19 protein-coding genes are annotated in these 24951 nt (G+C 41.1%); 11 read left to right on the top strand and 8 right to left on the bottom strand.

All coding sequences use genetic code 11. The features are described from left to right. Window positions 1–215: 215 nt before the first annotated feature. The gene (locus tag JWQ54_RS16295; protein ID WP_299586761.1) at window positions 216–1442 is read right to left on the bottom strand and encodes a glycosyl hydrolase family 8; all 1227 of its coding nucleotides are present in this window, start codon (window positions 1440–1442) and stop codon (window positions 216–218) included. A 165-nt stretch (window positions 1443–1607) separates the two neighbouring features. Then, window positions 1608–2645, bottom strand: a complete 1038-nt coding sequence (locus JWQ54_RS16290; protein WP_299586758.1) for a LysR family transcriptional regulator — start codon at window positions 2643–2645, stop codon at window positions 1608–1610. Window positions 2646–2772: 127 nt separating this feature from the next. Between JWQ54_RS16290 and JWQ54_RS16285 the strand changes: the two genes are divergently transcribed. The 5 genes from JWQ54_RS16285 (at window position 2773) to JWQ54_RS16265 (ending at window position 11287) form a co-directional block, all read left to right on the top strand. Next, window positions 2773–4134, top strand: a complete 1362-nt coding sequence (locus JWQ54_RS16285; RefSeq protein ID WP_299586755.1) for a TolC family protein — start codon at window positions 2773–2775, stop codon at window positions 4132–4134. 15 nt (window positions 4135–4149) lie between these two features. Continuing rightward, a complete protein-coding gene (locus JWQ54_RS16280) occupies window positions 4150–7398 on the top strand; it encodes an efflux RND transporter permease subunit (protein WP_299586752.1) in 3249 nt (1082 codons plus the stop codon). After that, window positions 7388–8512, top strand: coding sequence for an efflux RND transporter periplasmic adaptor subunit (locus tag JWQ54_RS16275; RefSeq protein WP_299586750.1), 1125 nt, complete (start codon window positions 7388–7390; stop codon window positions 8510–8512). The genes JWQ54_RS16280 and JWQ54_RS16275 overlap by 11 nt, the downstream gene beginning before the upstream one ends. A 501-nt stretch (window positions 8513–9013) precedes the next feature. Continuing rightward, window positions 9014–10564, top strand: a complete 1551-nt coding sequence (locus JWQ54_RS16270) for an AAA family ATPase (RefSeq protein ID WP_299586748.1) — start codon at window positions 9014–9016, stop codon at window positions 10562–10564. A 288-nt stretch (window positions 10565–10852) separates the two neighbouring features. Further along, window positions 10853–11287, top strand: coding sequence for a hypothetical protein (locus JWQ54_RS16265; RefSeq protein ID WP_299586746.1), 435 nt, complete (start codon window positions 10853–10855; stop codon window positions 11285–11287). 320 nt (window positions 11288–11607) lie between these two features. Here the strand turns inward: JWQ54_RS16265 and JWQ54_RS16260 are convergent, their stop codons facing one another. The 5 genes from JWQ54_RS16260 to JWQ54_RS16240 all read right to left on the bottom strand — a co-directional run bounded on the left by JWQ54_RS16260 (window position 11608) and on the right by JWQ54_RS16240 (window position 17149). Then, entirely contained in the window at window positions 11608–12984 is a 1377-nt protein-coding gene (locus JWQ54_RS16260; protein WP_299586744.1) for a HEPN domain-containing protein, read from the bottom strand. Window positions 12985–13236: 252 nt separating this feature from the next. Continuing rightward, window positions 13237–13872: a hypothetical protein gene (locus JWQ54_RS16255; RefSeq protein WP_299586742.1), complete on the bottom strand. Its 636-nt coding sequence runs from the start codon at window positions 13870–13872 to the stop codon at window positions 13237–13239. A gap of 168 nt (window positions 13873–14040) precedes the next feature. Beyond that, the gene (locus JWQ54_RS16250) at window positions 14041–15906 is read right to left on the bottom strand and encodes an AAA family ATPase (RefSeq protein ID WP_299586741.1); all 1866 of its coding nucleotides are present in this window, start codon (window positions 15904–15906) and stop codon (window positions 14041–14043) included. Between the two features lie 159 nt (window positions 15907–16065). Continuing rightward, on the bottom strand, window positions 16066–16791 hold the full coding sequence (gene recO / locus JWQ54_RS16245; protein ID WP_299586739.1) for a DNA repair protein RecO: 726 nt from the start codon (window positions 16789–16791) through the stop codon (window positions 16066–16068). Beyond that, the gene (locus tag JWQ54_RS16240; RefSeq protein WP_299586737.1) at window positions 16781–17149 is read right to left on the bottom strand and encodes a diacylglycerol kinase family protein; all 369 of its coding nucleotides are present in this window, start codon (window positions 17147–17149) and stop codon (window positions 16781–16783) included. Before JWQ54_RS16240 ends, recO begins: the two co-directional genes overlap by 11 nt. 143 nt (window positions 17150–17292) lie before the next feature. Here JWQ54_RS16240 and JWQ54_RS16235 point away from each other — a divergent pair, with 143 nt between their 5' ends. From JWQ54_RS16235 to JWQ54_RS16215, 5 genes are all read left to right on the top strand, one after another. Further along, window positions 17293–19614 (top strand): MMPL family transporter, encoded by a 2322-nt coding sequence (locus tag JWQ54_RS16235; RefSeq protein ID WP_299586734.1) that lies wholly within the window; start codon window positions 17293–17295, stop codon window positions 19612–19614. A gap of 81 nt (window positions 19615–19695) precedes the next feature. Then, window positions 19696–19938, top strand: a complete 243-nt coding sequence (locus JWQ54_RS16230; protein WP_299586731.1) for a hypothetical protein — start codon at window positions 19696–19698, stop codon at window positions 19936–19938. Then, window positions 19935–20339, top strand: coding sequence for a PIN domain-containing protein (locus JWQ54_RS16225; protein WP_299586728.1), 405 nt, complete (start codon window positions 19935–19937; stop codon window positions 20337–20339). The genes JWQ54_RS16230 and JWQ54_RS16225 overlap by 4 nt, the downstream gene beginning before the upstream one ends. Before the next feature lie 18 nt (window positions 20340–20357). Further along, on the top strand, window positions 20358–21134 hold the full coding sequence (locus tag JWQ54_RS16220; RefSeq protein ID WP_299586725.1) for an SDR family oxidoreductase: 777 nt from the start codon (window positions 20358–20360) through the stop codon (window positions 21132–21134). Window positions 21135–21353: 219 nt separating this feature from the next. Then, window positions 21354–22871: a DUF3943 domain-containing protein gene (locus tag JWQ54_RS16215; RefSeq protein ID WP_299586722.1), complete on the top strand. Its 1518-nt coding sequence runs from the start codon at window positions 21354–21356 to the stop codon at window positions 22869–22871. 87 nt (window positions 22872–22958) lie between these two features. On the opposite strand, the gene JWQ54_RS16210 is transcribed toward JWQ54_RS16215, so the two are convergent. Next, window positions 22959–23774, bottom strand: coding sequence for a phytanoyl-CoA dioxygenase family protein (locus JWQ54_RS16210; protein ID WP_299586719.1), 816 nt, complete (start codon window positions 23772–23774; stop codon window positions 22959–22961). Window positions 23775–23897: 123 nt separating this feature from the next. Between JWQ54_RS16210 and JWQ54_RS16205 the strand changes: the two genes are divergently transcribed. Further along, window positions 23898–24794: an AraC family transcriptional regulator gene (locus tag JWQ54_RS16205; RefSeq protein ID WP_299586717.1), complete on the top strand. Its 897-nt coding sequence runs from the start codon at window positions 23898–23900 to the stop codon at window positions 24792–24794. The last annotated feature ends 157 nt before the right edge of the window (window positions 24795–24951 follow it).

The following is a 24951-nucleotide window of genomic DNA, read 5'->3' as shown; positions in this document are numbered from 1 at the left end:
GATTTAAAAACTGCTGGTCTTTTAAATTAATATTCCCTTACCAAAGTTTCTAAAGGGATATTTAACTCAGGATACAACTTTAGTATGATTCAATTACTAAATTAAACTTGGCCTGTTCAGGTGTCCAAAATTTACTTTTACAGGTATGACGCTTGAAGGGGCGATTTATAAATTTTCATTCCGCAATCGGCATTCCGAATCCCGCATCTATTCTTTCACTTCACTTCCCAATAATTTCCTGATACAATTATCATGTCCACCAGCTTAATACTGTTATCATAATAATCATAATCCTTCATTTTAAAAGCAACCAGGTAATCCCAAACCTTATTTAGCCAGGATTGGTTTTTTCCGTCAACCATGGCAGCTACTGCGAAAGGCGCAACAAAGCTTAATGCCTCAAAATAGCGGTGTTTAATATCGTTCCCGGCTAAAGTGTAGCCTGCAGACAGGTTGTAAGTGTCGTTATTGGTAGTGGTCCTTATCCATCGGTTTATTTTATCTACTATTTGTTTCGAACGTTTATCGCCGGTTAATAAATAATCAGTAGCCAAACGCCACGGATCGCGGCAGGCGTTGTAATTGTAATAGCCATCGTAGGGCGATTCCAGAAAATTTGCAGGGGCTGGTTTTGGTTTTTTGTTTAGGTTGACTATAAAATCAGGAATAAGCCCTGCATCCGGACTGTAATTATCCTGCATTACTTTAAAAAGCTTATAGCCGGCATCTACAACCTTATCCCACCTGTTATCATGCGTTGCCTGTTCAAATGCTTTAAAATGCGAAGGCATAAAATCGGAGGAGCGGGTAGCAAAATAGTCCTTACTCTCTGATTCGATCCCATCACTTAATAAAACCGTCCATGTTTCATGATTGATCTCATACTGCATGATGGCATTGATCACAGCCCTAGCTTCTTCAAGGTAATTGATCTCACCTTTGCTGCCCCATTGCTTATCAGCCAGTAAAAGTGAATAGGCTATATCCATATCGCCATCGCTGGCTGAGGTATTATCAGTGCTTTTGCCGTTTGTATATTGTGCCCAGGCCATTAAATGTTTGCTTTTGCCGGTAGGGTGAGCTTTAAAGTACCTGTAAAGGTTATCATAAGTATGTTTGGCCGACGCGTCATAACCCGCCATCAGCGACACTATTATCATCCCGTATCCCTGCCCTTCAGATACGCATTGCTTTTTATCTTTGTTCTCAAACCATATATAGCTTTCAGCCTTGCCGGGTGCGTTTTTTATAAACCGCTTTGTCCATTGGGTGTAAAAGCTTTTTATTGTATTATCCAGTTGAATTTGGGCAAGATGATTTGGCTTGATGCTGCCGGGAAAGTATTTTACATGTTGAGGGAAGGGTTTTTGCGGGTGCTGGGCGAAAAGTGGAGAATTAAAAAAAATGAATAAAATTAATAATGGGAACTTTGGTAAATTCATTTGAAGCTTTTAAACTTGGATTTTTAAAAAAAAGTAATGCCGAATTTATTTCAGCACCCCACTTGCTAAGTAACCCGCATGCTGACGACCTGTCCTGTGGGGTGCCGAAATAAATTCGGCATTACGGGTTGGATTTTTCCTAATCTCCCGCCTTTAGCCTCTAATTCAATACTGATAATTCCTTATATCCTGAACTGAATTAAAAGCTACGGCTTCCTGGCTGAATCTAGCAGCCGGGGGTACTACAATTTGCTTTTGAATTACATGCTCCTTTATTATCTGTTTCTTTTCAATTTCCTCAACATTCATATCAGCGCCCGAGAAATACATCTTTAAACACTCTAAAAAGTTTTGAATAGCCGGGGTTTGTTTGCATGTAGCGGCAAACCAGGCACGCTTAGCTATACTATGGTGTAAGGGCTTTGTAACAATGTTACGACCTTGCAGGTATGGCTCCACAATCCAGTCGGCCATAACGGTCATACCAAGATCGGCGTTTACCATTTCAATAGTTGCATCAGTGTAATGAATGCGGTGCAGTGTTTTGGGCTTTACATGCTGCGATTGGATCAGTGATTCAATCACCGGTGTATCCTGGTATGACGGGTCATATAGCGGTAGTATCAGTTCCTGGTCCTGGAAGTCGGAGATCTCGATAACATCTTTTTGTGCAAGCGGATGGTCCTTACAGATAACCGCTACAAGTCTGTCCTCAAAAATAGGTTCATAGCGGATCCTGGTGTTCACCATTTGAGTACGAATGATACCAATGTCGAGGTCGCCGTTCATCAAAAACTCCAGCGGCCTGCGGGTTGCATCGCTCATTATCTGGATGTTAATGTCAGGCCATTGCTTTTTGTAGTACTTAATAATGCCGGGCAACCAGTGGTATGCGGTATAGCATTGCATGCTGATGCTCAGGTTCCCGGTTCTGCCGTTTTTATAATTATTGATGTCTTCCTCAAGCGATTTTATTTCGGCCAGGATCTTCTCCGAGCTTCGCAAAAAACGATAGCCTTGTTCAGTTAAATGTAATCTTTTTCCCTGGCGGCTAAATATTTCCACATCCAGCTCACGCTCCAGCTCCTTTAACTGGTGACTTAAAGCAGACTGCGTTAAACGCAAAGTACCGGCTGCTTTAGTTAAAGTACCGTCTTTTGAGATGGTATCAATAAGGCGGAAATGATGCAGTGCAATATTCATTATTACTTTTATTAATGATTCTCACAAAATTAATTCATTTTTTTCATATAGATGTGAATTATACTTTTGTCGTGTAAAAATTACACTTATGTTAAACACCTCTTCAAAACATTTAATCTTCGGTTTTTTGAGTGTTTTAATTGTTTCACAGGCGCAAGGCCAAAAACTACTTACCATTAAGGATGCCGAACAACTTGCACTGGCAAACTATGGTACCATTAAAGCAAAAGCGAATCAACTTAATGCCTCAAAGGCATTCTTAACAGAAACCAAAACGGAGCAGCTGCCCGATGTAAATCTTTCGGCCCAGCAGGATTATGGTACAATTAACGGGCAAAATGGTCCGGCGTATGGTTATCATGGTTTAAGCGTTGTGTCATCAGGCCCGGCACTGCCAAATCAAAATTGGAACGCTGCTTTTGGTTCTCTTTACTTAGCCAATGTAAGCTGGGACTTTTTTTCATTCGGCAAGGCAAAAGAGAAAGTACAGGTACAAAAAAACGCAGTATCACGTGACGAGACCGACCTTGTACAGGAACAATTTCAGCACAAGGTACGGGTAGCAAGCACCTATTTAAATTTACTGGCGGCACAGCAGCTGAGCAAAGCAGCAGAAGATAACCTTCAAAGAGCCATCGAATTGCAAAAGGTGGTGGTGGCCCGCGTAAAAAATGGGTTAAATGCCGGTGTTGATTCATCACAGGCCAATGCGGAAGTATCAAATGCCCGCATAATGCTTACCAACAGCAGGCAAACCGTGCAGGATCAAAGTAACCAGCTTGCCATATATCTTGGCATTCCATCTCAGGGTTTTGAGCTGGATAGCGCCTTTGTGACCCGGCCACCTGCAAATGCCGATCCTCAATCAACAGTTAATCCTGAAAATCACCCGATATTACAGTTTTATCAGAACCGCATAAATGTAAGCAACGAGCTGGCAAAATATTACAGTACTTTCAGCTACCCAACCTTCAGCTTCTTTGGTACTTACCAGGGCAGGGGATCGGGCTTTAAAGCTGATTATGGGTCAAATTTAAATGATTACAGCAGCAGCTACGGCGCTGGTGCTGATCCCACCCGTTATAATTACCTGGTTGGCATAGGTATGGTATGGAACATTACTAATCCGTTCAGGGTGCATTACCAGGTAAAATCGCAAAAATACACATCAGCGCAATTTAAAGACGAGTATGATTTGGTTAGCCAGCAGCTAATTGCGCAGCAGGCGCTTGCCGAAACGCGCATCAGCAGTGCACTTAAAAATTATAATGAAGTGCCCGAAGAAGTGAGAGCAGCATCTGATGCTTATCATCAAAAATATGCCCTTTACAAAAATGGACTGGCTAATATAGTTGATTTTACGCAGGCGCTTTATGTGCTAAACCGTGCCGAGGTTGACAAGGATATAACCCAGAATAATGTTTGGCAGGCAATACTGTTTAAGGCCGCCGCAACAGGCGACTTCGGGATTTTTATAAATAACTTTTAATACAGAAAATAAATAATGGGAATGATCAAAGGTGCGCTGCAAAAACCAATTACCATACTGGTTATAGTAGCAGGATTGTTTTTCTTTGGTATAAATGCTGTACGCAACATTAAGATAGATATTTTTCCGGATTTGAACTTGCCGGTAATTTACGTATCGCACCCATATGGTGGTTATACCCCTAACCAAATGGAGGCTTACTTTGGTAAGCAATACGTTAACCTGTTGCTGTTTGTATCAGGCGTAAAAAGTATCGAAACAAAAAATATTCAAGGTTTAACCTTAATAAAAATAACATTTTATGAAGGTACCAACATGGCCCAGGCTGCAGCCGAGGTCACGGGTTACACTAATCGAGCGCAGGCAGGTTTCCCGCAGGGTTCACAGCCGCCATTCATATTGAGGTTTGATGCTTCAACGTTACCGGTAGGGCAGCTGGTATTAAGTAGTCCGACCCGGTCAAATAATGAGTTGCTTGATTTTGCATTGGTTTATGTGCGTTCTTCATTTACCTCAGTTCCCGGCCTTGTTGCCCCGGCCCCGTTTGGAGGTAACCAGCGCACGGTAGTAATTAAGGTTGACCCGGAACTGCTGCGCTCGCATAATTTAACGCCCGATCAGATAGTGCAGGCCCTGCGTGATAATAACCAGAACAGCCCTGCCGGTAACGTACGCATTGGCGACTATAACTATTTAACACCGGCCAATACTACCATTAAAGATATCCCCGATTTTGGAAACATCCCCTTGTACAAAAATGGTGTCCAAACAGTGTTTCTGCATGATGTAGCCACTGTGGAGGATGGCGCCGATGTAACCACCGGATATGCTTTAATAAACGGCAAAAGGTCTGTTTACCTGCCAATTACCAAGGCAGCATCAGCATCAACCTGGGATGTGGTACAGAACCTTAAAAAGGCATTGCCGCGCTTCCAGGCGTTGGTTCCGCCTGATGTTAAGCTGTCGTTTGTGTTCGATCAATCGGTATATGTAATAAACGCTGTTAAAAGCCTGGCCGAGGAAGGTGCTATAGGCGCCGTGCTTACAGGTTTAATGGTATTGTTGTTTTTGGGTGATAGAAGGGGTGCGATGATAGTTATATTAACTATTCCTACCTGTATTATCTCAAGTATATTTTTCCTTTACCTGTTCCATCAAACCATCAATATTATGACGTTGAGCGGGCTTTCGCTGGCTATAGGTATTTTGGTTGACGAATCAACGGTTACTATCGAAAATATTCACCAGCATTTTGATATGGGCAAACCTAAGGCATTGGCCATATGGGATGCCTGTAAGGAAATTGCATTTCCTAAATTGCTCATCCTGTTCTGTATCCTGGCAGTATTTGCTCCGGCATTTACTATGACGGGTATTCCGGGTGCATTGTTCCTGCCGCTATCGCTGGCTATAGGATTCTCAATGATAATTTCTTATTTGCTGGCACAAACATTTGTGCCGATAATGGCCAACTGGGTAATGAAAAACACTCACGAGGACAAAAGCCATGCCGACGGTTATGCTTTAGAGGATGAAGGCGACGCATGGCAGCAAAAGGAGCTTTTAATTAAGCGTGAAACAGTTGGGAACGGGCATAAGCTTACACGTTTTGATAAGTTCAGGCTAAGGTACCTCAGCTTTATGGACAGGATGCTGCCTAATCGTAAACTAATAGTTAGTGCATATGTACTTGTAGCATGCGGACTGGCATTTTTACTGTTCAGTATTATCGGGCACGATGTATTGCCGAAAGTTAATTCAGGTACTTTCCAGGTACGCCTTCGTGGTGCCGATGGTACCCGGCTTGAACGTACTGAGGTGAATACTATTAAGGCTTTAAAAGTATTACAAAACCTGGTAGGTAAACAAAATATCGAAATAACATCAACTGTGGTTGGTCCGCACCCTTCATCGTTCTCAACAAATCCTATTTACACGTTTATGGCCGGTCCGCAGGAGGCTGTTATGCAGGTAAGTTTGGTTGAAAGCTATAAAGTAAATTTGGATGATCTGAAAGAGCGTTTCAGGGCGGCTATGAAAAAGGCGCTGCCGGATGTACAGGTTTCTTTTGAGCCGATAGAGCTTACTGATAAAATTTTGAGCCAGGGATCACCAACACCTATCGAGGTGGCACTAACCGGCAAAAACAAAAAGCAAAATGTTGTTTATGCCTATAAAGTAGTAAAAAAACTGGATAGCATAAATTATTTGCGCGATGTGCAGATAGCACAATCATTTAAATATCCATCTATCAGCATAGATATCGACCGTGTGAGGGCTGCGGAATTAGGTGTGAGCATAAATGATATATCGCGTACGCTTACCGCCTCAACATCCTCATCCCGGTTTACCGAAAAAAATAACTGGATTGATGAAAAGGCGGGCTTAAGCTACCTGGTGCAGGTGCAGGTGCCTGAATATAAAATGGCAAGCCTGAATGATATCCGCGAGATCCCGGTATTAAGCAACCAGCCAAGGCCGGTTTTAGGTGATGTTGCTGTTATTAAACAGGATACCACTTATGGCGAAGATGATAATATTGGCGCTGTACCCACACTTTCGGTAACAGCTAACATTAATAAAATGGATTTAGGTACCGCAACTAATGATGTGAATAAAGCTATTAAATCATTAGGTAAATTACCCCGTGGTTTAACTGTTGAGCTGCGCGGCATGAGCCAGACATTAACTGATACCCTTGATAGTTTGCAAACAGGTTTGATAGTAGCCATTTTAGTTATCTTTTTGATGCTGGCTGCCAATTTTCAATCGTTTAAAGTTTCATTGGTTGTTTTATCAACCGTTCCTGCGGTTCTGTTTGGTTCGTTACTACTGGTTAAAATAACCGGGGCAACGCTTAACCTGCAGTCATACATGGGTATGATCATGTCAGTAGGGGTATCCATTTCAAATGCGGTGCTGTTGGTTACCAATGCCGAGGAATTAAGAAAACACAATGGCGATGCCCTTAAGTCGGCACGCGAAGCTGTTGCCCTGCGTGTGAGGCCTATATTAATGACCAGCTTAGCCATGATTGTAGGTATGATCCCGATGGCATCAGGCCTTGGTGAAGGCGGTGATCAAACCTCGCCGCTGGGCCGTGCGGTTATTGGCGGTTTGTTTGCATCAACCTTTGCCGCACTTTTAATATTACCGCTTGTATTTGCCTGGGTACAAGGCAATGCCACAACTGATTCTGTTTCGTTAGACCCTGAAGATAAAGAAAGTAAATTTTATGTCCCCTTGCATCACCATGAACACTAAAAAAAATAGATCCATAATTGCCGTAATGGCGTTATTTATAAGCGCAGGTTTAGTAGCCTCGTGCGGTCCCAATAAAAAACAACTGGAGGAACAGGCACAAACCGTACAAGAGGTAGATGCGGTTGAAACCCCCGCTGTAACGCTTGTACCTGTGCAAAAAGGTAAGCTGAGCTCAACCATAGCAGTTCCGGGCGAACTGCTCCCATACCAGCAGGTTGATCTTTATGCAAAGGTGAACAGCTATGTAAAAAAACTGCTGGTTGATATAGGGTCAGAAGTACACCAGGGGCAGCTATTGGCAACATTGGAAGCACCCGAAATAAACTCGCAACTGGCAGGTGCGCAATCACGTATCCAGCAGCAGCAGGCTATTTATTTTGCCAGCAAAGCAACCTATGACCGTTTGCTGAGCACCAGCAAAACCCCGGGTACTGTTTCGGAAAATGATCTGGAACAGGCCGAGGCTAAAAAGAACTCAGACCTGGCTAATGTTGAGGCAGCTAAATCTGCCTATAAAGAAGTAGGGGCAAGCGTTGCTTATTTAGAAATAAGGGCGCCGTTTGATGGCGTTATAACCGCCCGTAATGTTAATCTGGGCGCTTATGTTGGTCCGGGTGGTAAGGGCACAGATCCGCTGTTTGTATTGCAGGATCAGAAAAGATTACGTCTGGTGATCTCAGTACCTGAAAGCTCTACAGGTGGTTTATCAAATAAGAACGAAGTGAGCTTTACGGTCCGGGCTTTGGGAAATCAAATATTTACGGCAAAGATCCAGCGCCTTGCAGGTGCACTTGACGAAAAATTACGTTCAGAGCGCCTGGAAATGGACGTTTATAACAAAGATAAAAAACTGCTGCCGCACATGTTTGCCGAGGTGAATGTGCCGTTGCCATCACGCGATAGCACCATTGTATTACCAAAAACTGCTGTAGCTATATCTACAGAAAAAGTATTTGTAATAAAAGTAGTTGATCATAAAGCTGAATGGGTTAGCGTTAAAAGAGGCATTGCAGCTAATGATAAAGTTGAAGTATATGGCGATATTAAACCTGGCGACCTGGTAGTTAAACTGGCATCTGATGAAATAAGGGATGGCTCAACGGTGAAGGATTAAATTGATTTACCATTTTGGAATAACGAATTACGATTTTGTAGTAATTTGTTATTCCTCCTTTCCTCAGAACCTTCTCCGGTATCTCGTGGTTACCGTTCCATTTTTGTATGGAACACCCGGAACGTTGTGAAACACACTCATTATCAGCCGATTTACTTTTAACAAATCAACAACTAACTGGTAATCAAACGATTTTAAATAAGCGTTGCAGTCCCGTCCTGAAAAATTGGTTCTGTAACGAATAGTTTGGGTATGAACAGAGCTGGCAGATTTAACCACAGAGGGCACTGAGAATTCACAGAGCGCACTGAGCTTGTCAATTCGAATTAATTTAATTGAACAACCCATAAAATACCTGCGGCTTCTCAACTTAAGATTTCTTTTTCTCTGTGTTCTCCGTGTTTTCTCTCCGCGTCTCCGTGGTTAAATTTCACTACTGACAAAACACTGTCAGCACATTACCGGCTGCAATCAATTAAATTTGATGTAAACGTTATCTCCATGCCAACCAACCCACTTTCCGAACGCCCGCCCATCGTCGAACAGCTGCGCGCCGAAAGCCGCGGCCTGCCCCTCCGTCCGGCTAAAAGAAATCGCCAGGAACCCACACGACCCAGCGCCGAAGACTGTCGCCGCATGTTTACCATTGAAAACGGCAACCGCTGGCTGGAGCTGGCCCGGCGCGAACCCGAGGCCAAAATGCTGTTTGGCGAGCTTTGGCACCAGGGCGAACTTTGTATGCTGTTTGCCGATACCAATATTGGCAAATCGGTGCTGGCCGTGCAGATTGGCGAAAGCATTGCACGCGGGCAAGGCATTGCACCTTTTGCCTGCCAGGCGCCGCCGGCCCGGGTGCTCTACATCGATTTCGAGTTGAGCCAGGCCCAGTTTGGGCTGCGGTACAGCCAGGGCGACGAGGATCACCGGTTTTCGGATAATTTTTTCCGTGCACAGTATAATTTCATACCCGACCCGCCCCCCAATGTCGACGAAAACGACCTGCTCATTGCCGCCATTGAATATAAAGTAAATCTAAGTAAGGCCACCGTGCTCATTATCGATAACATTACCTGCCTGCGCGGCGGCACCGAAAATTCGGCGGTGGCGCTTTCGCTGATGAAAAGCCTCAAAGCGTTAAAAACCGATCACAACCTGTCTATCCTCGTACTGGCGCATACCCCCAAACGGCGCAACGCCACACAACCCATCACCGCCGACGATCTGCACGGCAGCAAGCTGCTCATCAACTTTGCAGACAGCGCCTTCGCCATAGGCAAAAGCACCCTCGACACTGATCTTTGCTACCTGAAACAAATCAAGCAGCGCAACACCCGCCAGCGCTACGGCCCCGATAACGTATGCCTGTGCCGGATCCAAAAACCCGGCACGTTTTTGCACTTCACGTTCGAAGGCAACAGCGCCGAACGCCATCACCTGCTCAGCCGCACCACCGCAGACCGCCGGCAACTGGCCGATAAAATAGCCGCCCTCTCCGCTGCAGGACTCAGCCAGCGCGACATCAGCAGGGAGTTGGGTATAGGCCTGGCCACGGTTAACCGCCTTATCAGATGTGCAGATATGCAGATGCGTGAATGTGCGGATGAGGAAGGATGTGCAGATGAGGAAGGATGTGCAGATATGCGGGTGGGTGGATGTGCGGATGAGGAGGGATGTGCAGATGCATTAATGACCAATGACGTAATGACCAATGACCAGGAGAAATGTCCGGATGAAAAAGCGGCGGCCTTGTGCGATTCCCTCCCCTGGGAGGGTAGGGAGGGGTATTCGGAGCCGGGAATAACGTATGAAGAAAGGCCTGATGCGGAGCACACAACCGCGGAGGTTATACAGTCCCCACCAACGATTAATGACGTAATGACCAATGACCCAAAAGCATCGCAGCATTTAAAGTTCAACCCCGATTGCGACCGCAATACATCAACAATTGATAAACTACTCACGCCGGAACTGCTGGATCAAATATTACGGACAACGACGCGCAAAAATTCCATCCGGGGAAGAAGAGATGACAAAAGCGCAGTGTCGACTTAAGTACGTTATTGCAATGACGTAAGGCGGGAGTCCTCCTCCCGCGCGTCATTGCGAGGAACGAAGCAAACTCTACACATGTAGATCAGGGAGCAATAGCATTGTGGCAACCAAACAGCGGCCGTAAGATCCCATCGAAATTAAGGTCTGTTGAATGTCCTAAGCAGAGGTTGCTTCGTTCCTCGCAATGACGATATGGTGGCTTTAGCCATTCTTTCCGACCCGCCATTACGAGTACCTATGCCCTCACCCCCGCAAAAATATTTTCCATAACCAATAAACACTAAAACCATGACCGGTGAATTTACTGCTTGGTGCAGCCAATACTACCAACTCACAAAGCTGTTTGCAGCGCGCAATGAACGCTTCAAAAACCTGTTGGACGATCCGCCGCCTTACACCAGCCAAAGCAATTTAGGCGACTTAGACGCCATAATCAGCTATAACCGCAAGGTACAAGCCGCTAAAGCCAAAGCAGACAAAACTTTTAAGGACCTGACAGAGACCGGGCGCACAATCCTGATGATTATGCGATATTTTGAAATATCACCCCGCACCGTGCTCACCGGCGAAATACCCGGCGAACTGGAATATGAGATCTGGGCCAATGAAAAGGATCAGGTTTTTATCGGCAAAATCAGGGACCTGCCGCAAGAGGCGGATAACCCCAATATTATAAGGATTAAATGTTGGAATGATGATAAGGGTGATGAGGATGATTGTTAGTATTGCACAGGAAGTCACGAATCGCATTTGCGCTTTTGGTAACCGTTCAGCCAGGGGCCAGGGGTGAAATAAACCGCGAAATCCTCACCGCGCGTCATTGCGAGGAACAGCCTGTCCCGAACTTGTTTCGGGAAAGCAAACTCTGCGAAGGACAATCAGGGAACCTCAATGTTTTGGGAAGGACATCGCCGCATGAATGGTGGCTACTTAGCGGGCGGGCACGAACCCCATCTCTTTGGCTCGCGCTACATTCTCATTCAGAAGAGGAGGATTATATCCAGACCTGAAATGCAATCAAGAGAATTGTTTTACTCGTTTAATCAATTTGGCAAGTTGGCTTCAACCAATAAGTCAGATAATGGTTTTGATATATAAATTGCTTTTTTCAATGCTTTGTCGATAATTGGAAATGAATATACTTTATTCAATATTATCATGCGAAGCGTAGCTTTCTGAACGATAAGTTCCGCCAAATCAATTATTGAAGTATTATAAGCATTATTCGGGATTTTATCATTTCCATGCACAACCTTACTCCTAAGGGCGTAAAATTTCTTCAAACTATCAAATACTTTATCATCTTTATTATTGTCGTCCAGCAATTTCAAAACTTTCAAACAAAGTTGAAGTGTCACTTCAGTATGTTCAGTGTTAATCAGATATTCAAAAGCTATTGCTAAATCAACCACTCGATCGTCGATATTTTTTGCAGCTTTAGACTTAGTTAGCCTTTCGATGGAGTATAAAATTCTCTTGTCAAGGTCTTTAAAACTTTCTGTGTCACTAATGATATTAGCGGCATATTGTAAATGTTGCAGCCTTTCATCGGTAATGGCTGCCGTAGTCTCATTTTTTAAATGGTAATGTTCGTTTCCGAAAGGCCCAATTACTCTGTAATTCATGATAGGCCAATCAAAACTATTCAAAATAATTTTACCTAATTCGAGATAGCCCGATATACCTAAAATTGGTAAATATTTCCATTTATCTCGTATATACATCTCGTAATCCCGCAATAACCTAATCTTTTTTAAGGTATAGTAATCCTTAGGAATTTGACTTTTGACTTTGAGTAGATAATCGCCCTCGTATAGTTCAAGTTCTATAATTGGCTCTGGTCTTGAATAATTTATAGAATAAAACTTAGCCATCTCGTAATCCGCCTGAACCAGGCTTACTTGGTTAGTTAGAATCGCTTCGTTCAAGTCACCACTTACCTTTTTTACATGAATAAATTGATCGTAACTAACAAAGTCTTGATTAAAGAAGGCAATTAGTTCTTTTAAGGCAATATCAAACGAACTTTCCGTTACTATAAATTGGTAGTTGTTTATTTCAAAATTTCGAAATAAGAATCCTCCGGCAATTTTGCTTATCATAGAGGGAATATAGTTTTGACATTCCTCATAAGATTTAAAATCTTCTATCCATAATTTATTATTTGCAAAATATTCATAGATTCTTTTCGTGGAGGACAGTTCATAAATAAAATTTGCAATAACCATGCAAAAAATAGGTTGATCTATTATCGTTCCGCTTAAATATTGCTTTTGTTGAGCATCTCTTTTTACTCCTTGTTGGATGTAATATCCAGTACGGTACATTCGAGATATTCTGAAATTATTCATAAAAGAATTTTCCATCGCGAAAAATTCTTTTACAAAATCCCAAAATAAGGGCCGCAATTCTTCATCCATACTTATTTATACTTTTATTCAATTTTAAATGATGCGTAAGCTATTTCCCGCCCAAGCGGTTAAATGCCCCAAATTAAGCGTCCCGCTTAAATTACGAAATAACTTTTAACGAAGTTCTGATTGGCACTACATATAATAATAGCTCCCAGTTTTTAATTTAAGCGGGGCGCTTAAAATCTTATCCAAGCAAAATGCTTGGACACACGGATAATCTTTTTGAACTAAAGACATTTCTGCAGCCTGAATTAGACGTTACTGTTTTTTTCTATATTTTTTTAATTTTTCAACCCAACCGGTTAATTCTTTTGTAATAGGATCATCATCACTAAGTTTCGAGTACATTATCGGCCTGGTTTCTTTCCTTATTGCTTTAAAAACGTCTTCAGGATAATCCTCTCTGTCCAATATAGCGTGGTAATAGCGGATATACGCCATCCTTATTTCATTGTCAAATTCCACTATTTTATTAAAAAATAAATAGAAGTCGTGCGTCTCACCATAAACGGCCCAATTTTTTTCTCTTAATTTTAATATATTTTCAAAGAGGTCTTGTTGCCTATCACGCCTTGATTGGTAAATAAATAATTCCTCCGCTGCTGATTTCCTTTTTTGGTCGTCTATTGCTCGTTTATCTATTTCTTCTTGATACTCTTTTTTTATTTCACCAGTTGAACTTGCGGGATACCGTAGTGCTGCAATGAATTGAACTGCTACATTACATATTGCAAGGTTTTCAATAACTAAATCATATTCCTTTTCTTTTCGCCAGGTATTTAAAGCGGAAAACGCGACACATAGAGTTCCAATAGCACCTAAACCGGATAAAGCATACCAAATGTGATCTTGATTTGAACTTAGAAAATCACTTATGCAAGCTACATGTATCATATTATAAAAATTAAGATTCGGTGATATTATTATTTCGATTTGTTATAAAGAAAAATCGGTGATTTTATTTTTGAGCAGGTAAGCTTGAAAAATTAAAGCAATTTATTTCGCTTCAGTCGGCATGGGATAAGGTTTTGAAAAATGCCGTGGAAATTTATTCAATCATTCCTAATTAATGATTACAGATGGTGAAAAGGAAAATTCAGTCACAGGTTGAATTTCGGGTGCTTTTAATAACTCTATTAATTGAGGAATAGATATTTTATCTGTTTTTTTCAATAAATTGATGTTACCTCTACCGTATTGTAGCTTCCCAATTAAAACTCCTAATACTGTCTTGCCATATCGATATCTTTCGGGATTTTCATCATATAATGACACTAATTTTTTTATTGTATTTGAATAACTGAATTTATATCCTTCATCCCTTTTTTCAGCCTCTTTTTTAAATTGGTCAATTTTTGTATAAAGCTTATCAAGGGATTTCTCTCTTGTTTCATCAGTTGCCTCTTTGATCAATAAGTCTATTTGTTCAATACTAACTTCTGGGTAGATGGAATGAATATGTTCCGAATTTATAAAGTAGGATTCTATATCATAATCACGCGTTTGGAATAAGTGATGTTTTATTTTGTCCGATTGATTGAGATTAGCCAAGCGCTCTTTTACTCTATCCTTATCTAACTCATCATCATTATAAACATCACTGTCCCTGTGAAAAATAATATCTGTTAAGTCAGGCTTGTCAGTTAATTTGATCTTACACGATTGCATTGCTGCCAAAAGATTAGAGCGGCTTTCATAAGAAACAAATTCGGTGACATTCATATCAAAACCTTGCATTTCAAAAAGCTTTGATAAGTAAGTTAGATCTTTATCCTCAGATAATATAAGATATTTAGTATTGCTTTTTAGTTTGCTTAATTCTTCTGCCTTTTTTTCCGCCAACTGCCTTAGTTCCACCTCTTTTTGAACATAATCAGAAATAATCGGAAGAATGCCTACTTCTTTATCAAATATTTGAATATCATCAACATTTATAACACTTAAAGTTGTGCCGGAAATATCATTTTCAGACTTCGCAAGGTATAAAGTCGTTTGTTTTGTAAAGTCTTTAGCTAACGAGTAAAATGCAGGGGAATGGGTATTAATAAAAATCTGCAAATCAGTTGAAAAATTTGCAAATATTTTAGAAAGCTTAAACGCATTCCCCATTTCCATATTATTCTCAGGCTCCTCGAATCCCCAGATTGTATCAGGGTTAATAATTGCTTTTCCAGTTATAGATTTATAATGAGTTGCAATAAATTTTAAAATAATTGGGATATGTTGTGCCTTAATCCCATCACCCCGTTTGTTTAATGAAATCATAGCGCCACTTTTATTAAGTGAAAAATCAAGCGTGGAAAAAAGCAGCTTGAAATCGGTAGGCATTCCAATCTGACTTGAGTAACCCAGTTCAGTTGTAATATTTTCCACTAACATTTCAACTTGAGATTTTAAGCCTTCAATAAATTTCGTTGAGGCGTCGTTAAATGCTAATGGATTCATTTCGCTTAGCGCATCGTGTAAATCCCCCATTAAATAATTAAAGTATTCTACACCCCTTATAGCTGGCACATATTTATACATTATCTTTCTTACCCATTGCAATGCCCCCCCTCTACCAGAAGGTTGTTTACCTGTTTTAGTCTTAATCTCATCTTTGTATAAACCTTCCCTTCGCCATACTTTAGTCCAGATTAATGATTCTTTGTCTTTAAATCGATCTGGAGTTTGAAATTCAAGCCTAATCGTAATTTCTTCAGCCTTTTTTCTTGGCGTTATCGCATATTTGGAAAAATCGTCTGCAAATCGAAATAGAACTCCAATTTCGGTTTCACCATTAAAAAAGAGATTTAGGGCCTTTAAAAAATTGGATTTACCAATATCGTTCTGACCAACTATTATATTTAAATGATTCGGGTTTACTTTTCGATCAAGTTTAACGATGGAACGAAAATTAGTAATTTCAATACTGTTTATTATAATCACTGTGTTTGTTTAGGTTTTATACAAAAAAAAATTAATTAGAATTGGCTTATCAACAAACATACTACAGTTTTTAATATTTTCTATAATGTGTTGAACTAAGATTTACTTCCCCCGCCTGTTCAGCGGGACGCTTGAACCGGCGGGAGGGATAAATCTTTTTCACCCCAGCACCTCCTCCAAAACCTCATGCGACCTGATATTACCAAACCCTTCAATATGCATTGCATAATATTCCAATAGCTTACTGATCAGGTACCGGCGGTCGTCATTACTTAGCTTTACATTGGCAATGCTTTCAAAAGTGCTTTGCAGCAGCGCAGTAAAGTTTTGAGTATGCGGCGGCGACAGATATAAAATACTATCAGGCTTGTACTTGCTGAAAACACCATTTTTTAAATCAAAATAATCTGCCTCGCCGGCAAGGTAACGGTCGGGGTAAAAGCCCAGGTAACGGGTAAGCCTGATCAAAAAAAGTAAATGAAAGTTGGCAAGTCCTTCGGTTTGGTTATCAAGCCACTCGATAGCGCTAAACACAAATTCAAACAGTTGCTCATCTGCTGATTGTTGCTTAACAGCCTTATACAACACCTCGTTTAAAAACATCGCCATACTGCTCTTAATAACATCATAGGGGATAGTTAGGAGCATGGGCGAGGTCTTAAGTTCTTTTATCCGCTGTACGTTGCCTGTTTCTTTATGGTACACCACCATATCAAGCAAGTGCAGCGGCTGCAGCATGTTCCGGCTAATTTTGGCTTTAGGCTTTTTAGCGCCATTAACCATGTATGACTGCAGTCCGAATTTTTCAGTAAAAACCTGTACAACTATGCTGCTTTCACCATAGTCGGTAGTTTTAAATACTATGCCACGGGTTTTATGCAGCATGGTTTATCAGCAATAATACTTTAGGCAGAAAGATGATGATCCCGGTTATAAAAGCAAACGCGGCGGCAATAACTACGGCCCCTGCGCTCATATCTTTTATGCGGCCCGCCTTTTCATTGTAGCCAGGCGATACCAGGTCTACAAGGGTCTCAATCATGGTATTAAATATTTCGGTAACCAGCACAATGGTAATGCAAAGCATAAGCCATTGCCATTCGCCGGCAGCAATATGCAGAAAGTAGCCCAGCAGCAAAGCCAATGCAGTCGCCACCAAATGGATCCTGAAATTTAGCTGACTTGTTGTAGCATAAGCCACTCCTTTAAATGCATAACCAAAGCTGCGTATTAATTTTTTCATGTATTAACGTTATAGTCTTCAAATTATCAGATCACCACATTTTCAAACCGGGTAATCATCTAATTCTCACATCTTCAAATTCAAACTACAAATCTGCACATAATCTCGTAGTTTTGCCCACCTGAAAATCATCAGTGAAAACGATGTGGAAAAAGCTTGCTGATCTTATATTAAAAAACCGGCTCCTGATATTAGGCCTCATCGTTTTGTCGAGCCTTTTTATGGGTTACCAGGCAAGTAAGGTACGCATAACTTTTAACGGCGGAAAGGTGCTGCCGGTAACAGATTCTGCTTACATCCGCTACTTGCAGTTTAAAAAAATGTTTGGGCAGGATGCCAACACCATGGTGATAGGTTTTAAATCGCCAAAAATATTTGATAAAGATGTTTATAACGATTGGTACACTATAGCCAATACCGTAAAAAAGATAAAAGGAATTAATGGCGTTATTTCGGTAGCCAATGTATATGATATTATTAAGGATACGCTGCAGCATAAGTATGTGATAAAGCCCCTTATACCCAATTTGCTTACAACTGATAAAGCTGCTGACAGTGTAAAGCAACATTTTCTTTCCCTGCCATTTTATAAAGGCCTTGTTTTAAGTGATGATGGCCAGTCAACCTTAATGGCCATTAGTTTTGATGGCAAAATAATGAACACTCCTAAACGTGTGCCTATTTTAAATACCATATTAAAGTACGGCAAGCAGTTTGAACAAAAACACGACATCCATATTCACTATTCAGGCTTGCCGCTGATCCGCACCGTAGCCGGCGATCTGATAAAGAACGAGTTTTCGCTGTTCCTGGGGCTGTCATTATTGATCACATCTATAATCCTGATATTGGTATTCCGGTCTTTTTACGCGGTGTTATTCCCTATTGCGGTGGTATTGCTGGGTGTTACCTGGAGCCTGGGCATCCTGTATTTAATGCATTATGAAATTACTATCCTTACAGGGATCATGCCGCCATTGGTGGTAATTATTGGCATACCAAACAGTGTGCTAATCTTAAATAAATATTATTACGAATACGGCTTAACCGGCAATAAAATGCAGGCGCTGTATACAACTATCGAAAAAGTAGGTATCACCACTTTTATTGCCAATGTTACTACGGCTATAGGTTTTGGCGTGCTGTGTTTTACCAATAGCGAGCTGCTTATTCAGTTTGGCCTGGTGGCATCAACCAGTATTATGGTAACTTTTGCCTTAAGCATTATACTGGTGCCTATTATATTCAGTTATTTGCCAGACCCAAAGGTGAGGCAGAGCAAAATAAAAGACCGCAGGCTGATACAGGGAATTTTAGAACAGCTGGACTATGTTGTACATAACCATCGCAAAGCAATTTATACCACAACTATAATACTTGTAATTATATGCGCTTATGGTGTAAGCAGGATAAACGTAAACGGTTATGTTGTTGATGACTTACCCAAATCAAATAATACTTTGGCCGACCTTCGGTTTTATGAAGCCAACTTTAAAGGCGTTTTGCCGCTGGAGGTAAGTATCGATACCAAAAGAAAAAATGGTGTTATGAATAATACGGTTATCCGTAAGGTTGAAAAACTGGAGGAACTGATTTCGTCAAAGCCGGAGTTTAGCCGTTCATTATCGTTAACACAGGGGCTGAAATTTTTAACCCAGTCATTTTATGGGGGCAACCCGGCCTATTACCGTTTACCAGTCGGAATGGAGCAGGGCTTTATTTTAAGCTATGCAGGTAACTCAGGCAAAAGCAGCGATATGCTGCGCAACTATTTAGATAGCACCCGCCAGTTTACGAGGATTACTTTCGAGATGATTGATGTAGGATCGAACAAGATGAATAAGATTTTAGCTGATCTGCAGCCGGGGATCGATTCTATATTTAATCCTAAAAAGTATCATGTGGAGTTAACAGGGTCGAGCATTATATTTATAAAAGGAGCAAACTACATGGTTAAAAACCTGTACGAGAGCCTTGCATGGGCCATATTTTTAATAGCCTGTGTAATGTGGATCTTATTCAGGGGGATAAAAATGATTGCCGTCTCCCTGCTGCCAAACTTGATCCCATTGATTATTACGGCAGGTATTATGGGCTTTTTCGGCATCCCGCTAAAACCATCGAGCATACTTATTTTTAGCATAGCGATGGGAATCTCGTCTGATCAAACTATTTATTTTATTACTCGTTACCGGCAGGAACTAAAAAGCACAAACAAAAGGATCTCCACCATAGTTTCAGATACCATCCGCGAAACAGGCATCAGCATGATCTATATTGCAACGATTCTGTTTTTTGGCTTCGGCATCTTTGCAGCATCAACCTTTGGTGGTACACAGGTACTTGGCATTTTGCTTTCAGTAACTTTGCTGGTAGCGATGGTCAGTAACCTTACTTTACTGCCCGCATTTTTATTGAGTATAGAAAAAAGGGAGCTTAAGAAAAAAGTTGATTTAGTCGATTAGGAGAGTGGTTGATTAAGTTAATTATTTTAGAAGCTCATATCATTTAAACAAATCCGCGTATATTAGTGTTTTATAAACATTATGTCATTTGAAGTAGTCGATATTGAAATCCAAAATAATTTTCAGGATATAAAAATCCCGGAGAAATTTAAGATTGATGATGATAAAGTGTACATGAAGAAAACAGGAAATGTTATTTACATAATTCCTTATCATGATGCATGGAAAAGCATGATTGACGCTACGAATGAATTTCCAGATGATTTTATGGAAAACAGGAACCAACCCACTGATCAACAACAGCGTGAAACTTTTGACGAGTGATTACTTATTTGCTTGATACAAACATTTGTATCTATCTTATTAAAAAGAAACCAATCGAAGTTTTTAAGCGATTTCAATCACTTGAAATAGGGGCAGTCGGTGTTTCATCTATAACCATTGCCGAACTGCAATACGGTATAAATAAAAGTTCTTTTCCGGAGAAGGCTAATAATGCGCTCCAAAACTTTTTAATCCCATTAGAGATACTTCAATTTGATTATGATGCAACCATTCCTTATGGTAAAATAAGAGCTCAACTAGAAAAAGCGGGAAGAACGATTGGCCCGTTGGATATGTTAATAGGTGCACATGCGCTTAGCCTTAATGCAGTTTTAGTAACAAACAATTTAAAAGAATTTAACCGGATTGAAGGTTTGCAAACTGAGAACTGGATAATCTAATTCTATTCTACTTATACCATGAATCTACAACTCACCAATAAAGTAGCAATCGTGCTCGCCGCCAGTAAAGGCCTTGGCAAAGCCATAGCTGCATCATTATCTGCCGAAGGCGCTAAAGTTATTATTGGCTCGCGCGATGAGGCAGAGCTTAATAAAACTGCTGCAGAGATCCAAAAGCTTACAGGCAATGAAGTTGTTGCTATGCCGGTTGATGTATCCAATGGTGATGAGATCAAAAACTTTATTGAGCAAGCTGCCGCTAAGTTTGGACGGATAGATATTTTACTGAACAATGCCGGTGGTCCGCCGTTTAATAAGTTCGAAAATTTTGATGATGCTGCCTGGCAAAAGGCCTTTGAGCTTAACCTGCTTAGCTTTGCCCGTGCCAGCAGACTGGTATTGCCGCACATGCAGAAAACCGGTAGCGGGCGTATTATTAACATCATCAGTGGGTCGGTAAAGGCGGTGCTGGCAAGCTCGGTGCTATCAACCAGTATGCGGATGGGGGTTGTTGGTATGGCTAAATTAATGGCCGATGAATTTGGTCCTTATAACATCACCGTAAATAACGTTGCACCCGGCATGATCCTTACCGACAGGCTGAAACATACCATCCCTCAAGGCATCGATCCGGAAGAAGGTCTTAAAGAAAAAGCTAAGAATATTCCCCTGGGTCGTATAGGCAAACCTGAGGAACTGGCTGCACTGGTTACCTTCCTGGCATCAGAGCAAGCTGCTTATATTAGCGGTACAACCATACAAGTTGATGGTGGGGCTAACAGGAGTATTTTTTAAGACACAGACCCCGATAGTTATTCTATTCTTTATTCCCCAAAGTTTTAAATCAATAAAATGGTTAATATATTATTAACCTAATCAAACACTTTAACATATTAATAGTTATGACTTTAACTTATATGTTATTGTATGCAAAAACCTTATCTATTATCTATTAGAACACCTGGCCTTTCTATTAGAACCTTAAGAATTATAAAAGCTTTAAAGATTTTATGTTTGTTAAGCCTCTTCACCACAAGTGTTGTAGCCCAAAAAGTAACCCCGATTGATACCATAAAAGCGGGTAAGGGTACTCCGGAAGAACAACTGAAACAAATAAAAGCCGTTAAGGTACAGCAGCTGTCTGATTCAGCCGGTACCCAGCCTAAAAAGAACCCACTAATCGACACCACTTTCCGGAATAAATATGGAGACCTTTTAAATGATGATATAAAGTTTAACAAAAAGTACCCGATCTGGAAGCCTGCTGTTGAAGTTTTAGGCATAAACGTATTTACCAATGTGTTAGACAGGGCCCTTGGCGAAGATTTTTCGCACGTAGGTCCGTCAGTATGGAATAATAACATTAATAAAGGCTGGGAATGGGATGCGGATAGGTTTGGGATAAATTTTATTGGTCACCCGTATACCGGTTCCATGTATTTTAATGCAGCACGCTCCCAGGGGTACAATTACTTTCAGTCAATTCCTTTTGCTGTTGGCGGCAGCTTAATTTGGGAATATTTTGGAGAAACAACCCGCCCGTCTTATAACGATTTAATTAATACACCATTAAACGGGGCGCTTTTAGGGGAAATGTTTTATCGCCTTAGCTCAAACATCCTTGATGACCGTACAAGGGGTGCGAACCGGGTTTTTCGTGAAATTACCGCTGGCTTAATTGATCCCGTACGCGGCCTTAACCGCTTATTACAAGGGAAATCTTTCAGGCATACCACAACAGAAGTTTATCAGAAAGAACCGCTTAATATTACTTTATTTGCCGGGGTACACAAAATAAATCAGGACAAAACGGTTTTTGGAGCAGGCCCAACCGATATGCTGCTAAATATTCAGCTTGACTATGGTAACCCCTTTGAAGATATTTACCGCAAACCTTTTGACTTTTTCAGGCTGCGCACCGAATTAAGCTTTGGCTCGGGCAGGAAGGTGCTGGATAATTTAACAGGCTATGGAATTTTAGTCGGCAACAATACTAATATCGGCAAACTCTCGATAATGTATGGCGCATTTCAGTATGATGATTATTGGGATAATAAAACTTTTGAGTTAGGCGCGCTGGGCTTTGGGGGTGGGCTATTTACAAAATATCCTATAAGTAAAGATGTAGTTCTGTACACAAATGCCCATTTTGCTTTGGTGCCTTTAGCGGGTAACAGCACCAGGTTTGGCCCGGATACATCACAGGTAAGGGACTATACGTATAATGACGGACTTGAAGCTAAAATTGAAAGCACCATTAACTTTGGTAAGTATGCAAGTGCATCATTTGTATACTATTACTTTTTGCTGCATACTTATGTTGGTGCAGCAGGTAATAACAATGTAAGTATCTTAAAACCGCGTGTAACTTTTCGGCTATTTGAGAACGTAAGCTTAGGCTTTGAACATTTTATATATTATGACGACCGATATCTGAAAGCCTTGCCAGGGATCCACTCAGTAAGAACAGAACAGAAAATATTTGTGTCGTGGTTTCTTGAAGACCCGCAGCGTAAAGGGCGCTATAATTAGGAGGGGGAGAGTCAGGAATCAAGAAAATAAGAATCAAGACAAAAAAATCCTGACTCTTACTTTCTTGCTTCTTGATTCTTTTTTCCCCTACAGTAGCTTCGGGTTTAGTTCCGAATCTATCTCAGAGCCAATTGGTACACCCATCAGCCATTTTTCATGATCATTTTTTTGCCAGTTGTTTTTATAAGGCGTAACACGGGCGCCATCGGCAATATAAATAACGGTCATTACCTCGCGGCGCTTGTCTGAATTATTGCCATTGGCATGGTGCATGGTAAAGCCACGGTGCCAGGTAGCATCACCGGCCTTCATCGTTTTTGCACGGCTTATCGGGAACTCATGTTTCTTAACATAATCGGCAAAGGCACTTTCTGACTCATCCGAGATCTCAAAATTAAATATCGATCCATTGGTATATGAGCCGGATGCAAAGGTAAGCATTCCCATATCCACATCAATATCAACCAACGGCATCCACATAGTTATGGTATTAAAGGTGTCAATGGGCCAGTAGTATTGGTCCTGGTGCCATGGGGTAGGGCCGCCACCGGGTTCTTTAAATAAAGCCTGATCATGATATAAACGCACATTTTTAACCCCCATCAGATCTGCAGCTATTTTTGCCATGCGTTTTGCCAGTACAAACTTACGGGCATCCTCATCACTTTGCCACAGGTTCATTATCTGCAAAAAAGCCTTGCCATAGGTGTCCCTGTCTTCCAGCTTACGCTTTTCGGTGTTATATCTGTCAGCAGCGCCAACAATTACAGGCCGGTAAATATCAATTTCATCAGGTGTAAGTACACCATTAACAAGAGTGTGCCCTTTTTCCTGGAACTCATCAATGTTATGCTGTGGAGTTTTTATAAAATCATCCAGCAGGGGCAAAGTCGGTTTACTCATGGTCTATTTGGTTTATACCAAAGTAAATTATACTTCCTTCAAAAAAAAATGTCTTAAATGGTTTATTTATGGATTATTTTATCCTTATATTTAGCATAGCATAAAATATTATTAAAATATACTATGATAAAGGCCTCGTATGAGATCCTGCAGCCCATAAATGGCCTGTCGTTTTTGTTCCGCAAGTTTGACAATTCTGCCTTTGATGCGCCTTATCATTTTCATGCAGAATATGAGCTTACCTATATTTTAGAGGGCAAAGGTAAAAGATATGTAGGCAGCCATATGCATGATTTTTCCAGTGGCGACCTCGTACTTATTGGCCCCAACCTGCCGCATTGCTGGAAACTTGAGCCAGGCAAGGAAACGCAAACAGGGGCAAGTGCCATAGTGATACAGTTTGATGGTGCTTTTTTGGGCGACGACTTTTTTAATAAGAACGAATTACAGCACATAAAACGCCTTTTTCAAAAAAGCGCGAGCGGTATGAGCTTTAATGGCGATACACAAAAAATTGTTAATCAAAGCCTGCTGGCATTAAGCGGGGAAGAGAATAGTTTCAGGATGCTGATGGGCCTGCTTGAAGCATTACAGCGACTGGCCCAATCTTCAGAATATTCCCTGCTTGATCAGAACCATGTAATTGCCGAGCGTTCGCTTGCCGAGCAGGAACGCATAAACCCGGTGTTTGCCTACCTGGTTGAAAATTTCAGACAGCAGGTTTCGCTTGAAAGGGCAGCCGGGATTGCCAACATGACCACCAACGCCTTTTGCAAATACTTTAAAAAAATAACCCGCAAAACTTTTATGGAGACCATAATTGAGTACCGCCTTAATTATGCCATACAACAGTTGGTACAAACGGATAAGCCCATATCGGAAATTGCATTTGAAAGCGGTTTTGGCGATGTATCACACTTTTACAAAATGTTTAAAGTGAAAATGCACTTGAGTCCGCTTAATTACCGCAAAAAGTTTATGCGCAGCTTTGACGAGGCTGTTGATAATATGGTGGCTTGAGAAGAGAGAAGCAAGAAATCAAGAGTCAAGAATCAGGATAAAAAAAGATATGCTGGTCAAATATGACTTGCGTGTTGGCTTCTCGGTAACTTATTTATTCTTGACTCTTGATTTCTTGCATTCACAAATATCATAGCACCTTCCTATGCTTAACAGG

It is taken from the genome of Mucilaginibacter sp. (assembly GCF_028288225.1).
Lineage (GTDB): Bacteria > Bacteroidota > Bacteroidia > Sphingobacteriales > Sphingobacteriaceae > Mucilaginibacter.
The sequence above is the reverse complement of the archived record's forward strand: the minus strand, read 5'-3'. Positions and strand labels throughout refer to the sequence as shown.

Excerpts from the sequence above, each read along its gene's own strand:
- JWQ54_RS16270 (WP_299586748.1), top strand. The coding sequence starts at position 9,014 with ATGCCAACCAACCCACTTTCCGAACGCCCGCCCATCGTCGAACAGCTG.
- JWQ54_RS16295 (WP_299586761.1), bottom strand. The coding sequence starts at position 1,442 with ATGAATTTACCAAAGTTCCCATTATTAATTTTATTCATTTTTTTTAAT.
- JWQ54_RS16255 (WP_299586742.1), bottom strand. The coding sequence starts at position 13,872 with ATGATACATGTAGCTTGCATAAGTGATTTTCTAAGTTCAAATCAAGAT.
- JWQ54_RS16260 (WP_299586744.1), bottom strand. The coding sequence starts at position 12,984 with ATGGATGAAGAATTGCGGCCCTTATTTTGGGATTTTGTAAAAGAATTT.
- JWQ54_RS16275 (WP_299586750.1), top strand. The coding sequence starts at position 7,388 with ATGAACACTAAAAAAAATAGATCCATAATTGCCGTAATGGCGTTATTT.
- JWQ54_RS16290 (WP_299586758.1), bottom strand. The coding sequence starts at position 2,645 with ATGAATATTGCACTGCATCATTTCCGCCTTATTGATACCATCTCAAAA.
- JWQ54_RS16265 (WP_299586746.1), top strand. The coding sequence starts at position 10,853 with ATGACCGGTGAATTTACTGCTTGGTGCAGCCAATACTACCAACTCACA.
- JWQ54_RS16240 (WP_299586737.1), bottom strand. The coding sequence starts at position 17,149 with ATGAAAAAATTAATACGCAGCTTTGGTTATGCATTTAAAGGAGTGGCT.
- JWQ54_RS16280 (WP_299586752.1), top strand. The coding sequence starts at position 4,150 with ATGGGAATGATCAAAGGTGCGCTGCAAAAACCAATTACCATACTGGTT.
- recO (WP_299586739.1), bottom strand. The coding sequence starts at position 16,791 with ATGCTGCATAAAACCCGTGGCATAGTATTTAAAACTACCGACTATGGT.
- JWQ54_RS16210 (WP_299586719.1), bottom strand. The coding sequence starts at position 23,774 with ATGAGTAAACCGACTTTGCCCCTGCTGGATGATTTTATAAAAACTCCA.
- JWQ54_RS16235 (WP_299586734.1), top strand. The coding sequence starts at position 17,293 with ATGTGGAAAAAGCTTGCTGATCTTATATTAAAAAACCGGCTCCTGATA.
- JWQ54_RS16205 (WP_299586717.1), top strand. The coding sequence starts at position 23,898 with ATGATAAAGGCCTCGTATGAGATCCTGCAGCCCATAAATGGCCTGTCG.
- JWQ54_RS16220 (WP_299586725.1), top strand. The coding sequence starts at position 20,358 with ATGAATCTACAACTCACCAATAAAGTAGCAATCGTGCTCGCCGCCAGT.
- JWQ54_RS16230 (WP_299586731.1), top strand. The coding sequence starts at position 19,696 with ATGTCATTTGAAGTAGTCGATATTGAAATCCAAAATAATTTTCAGGAT.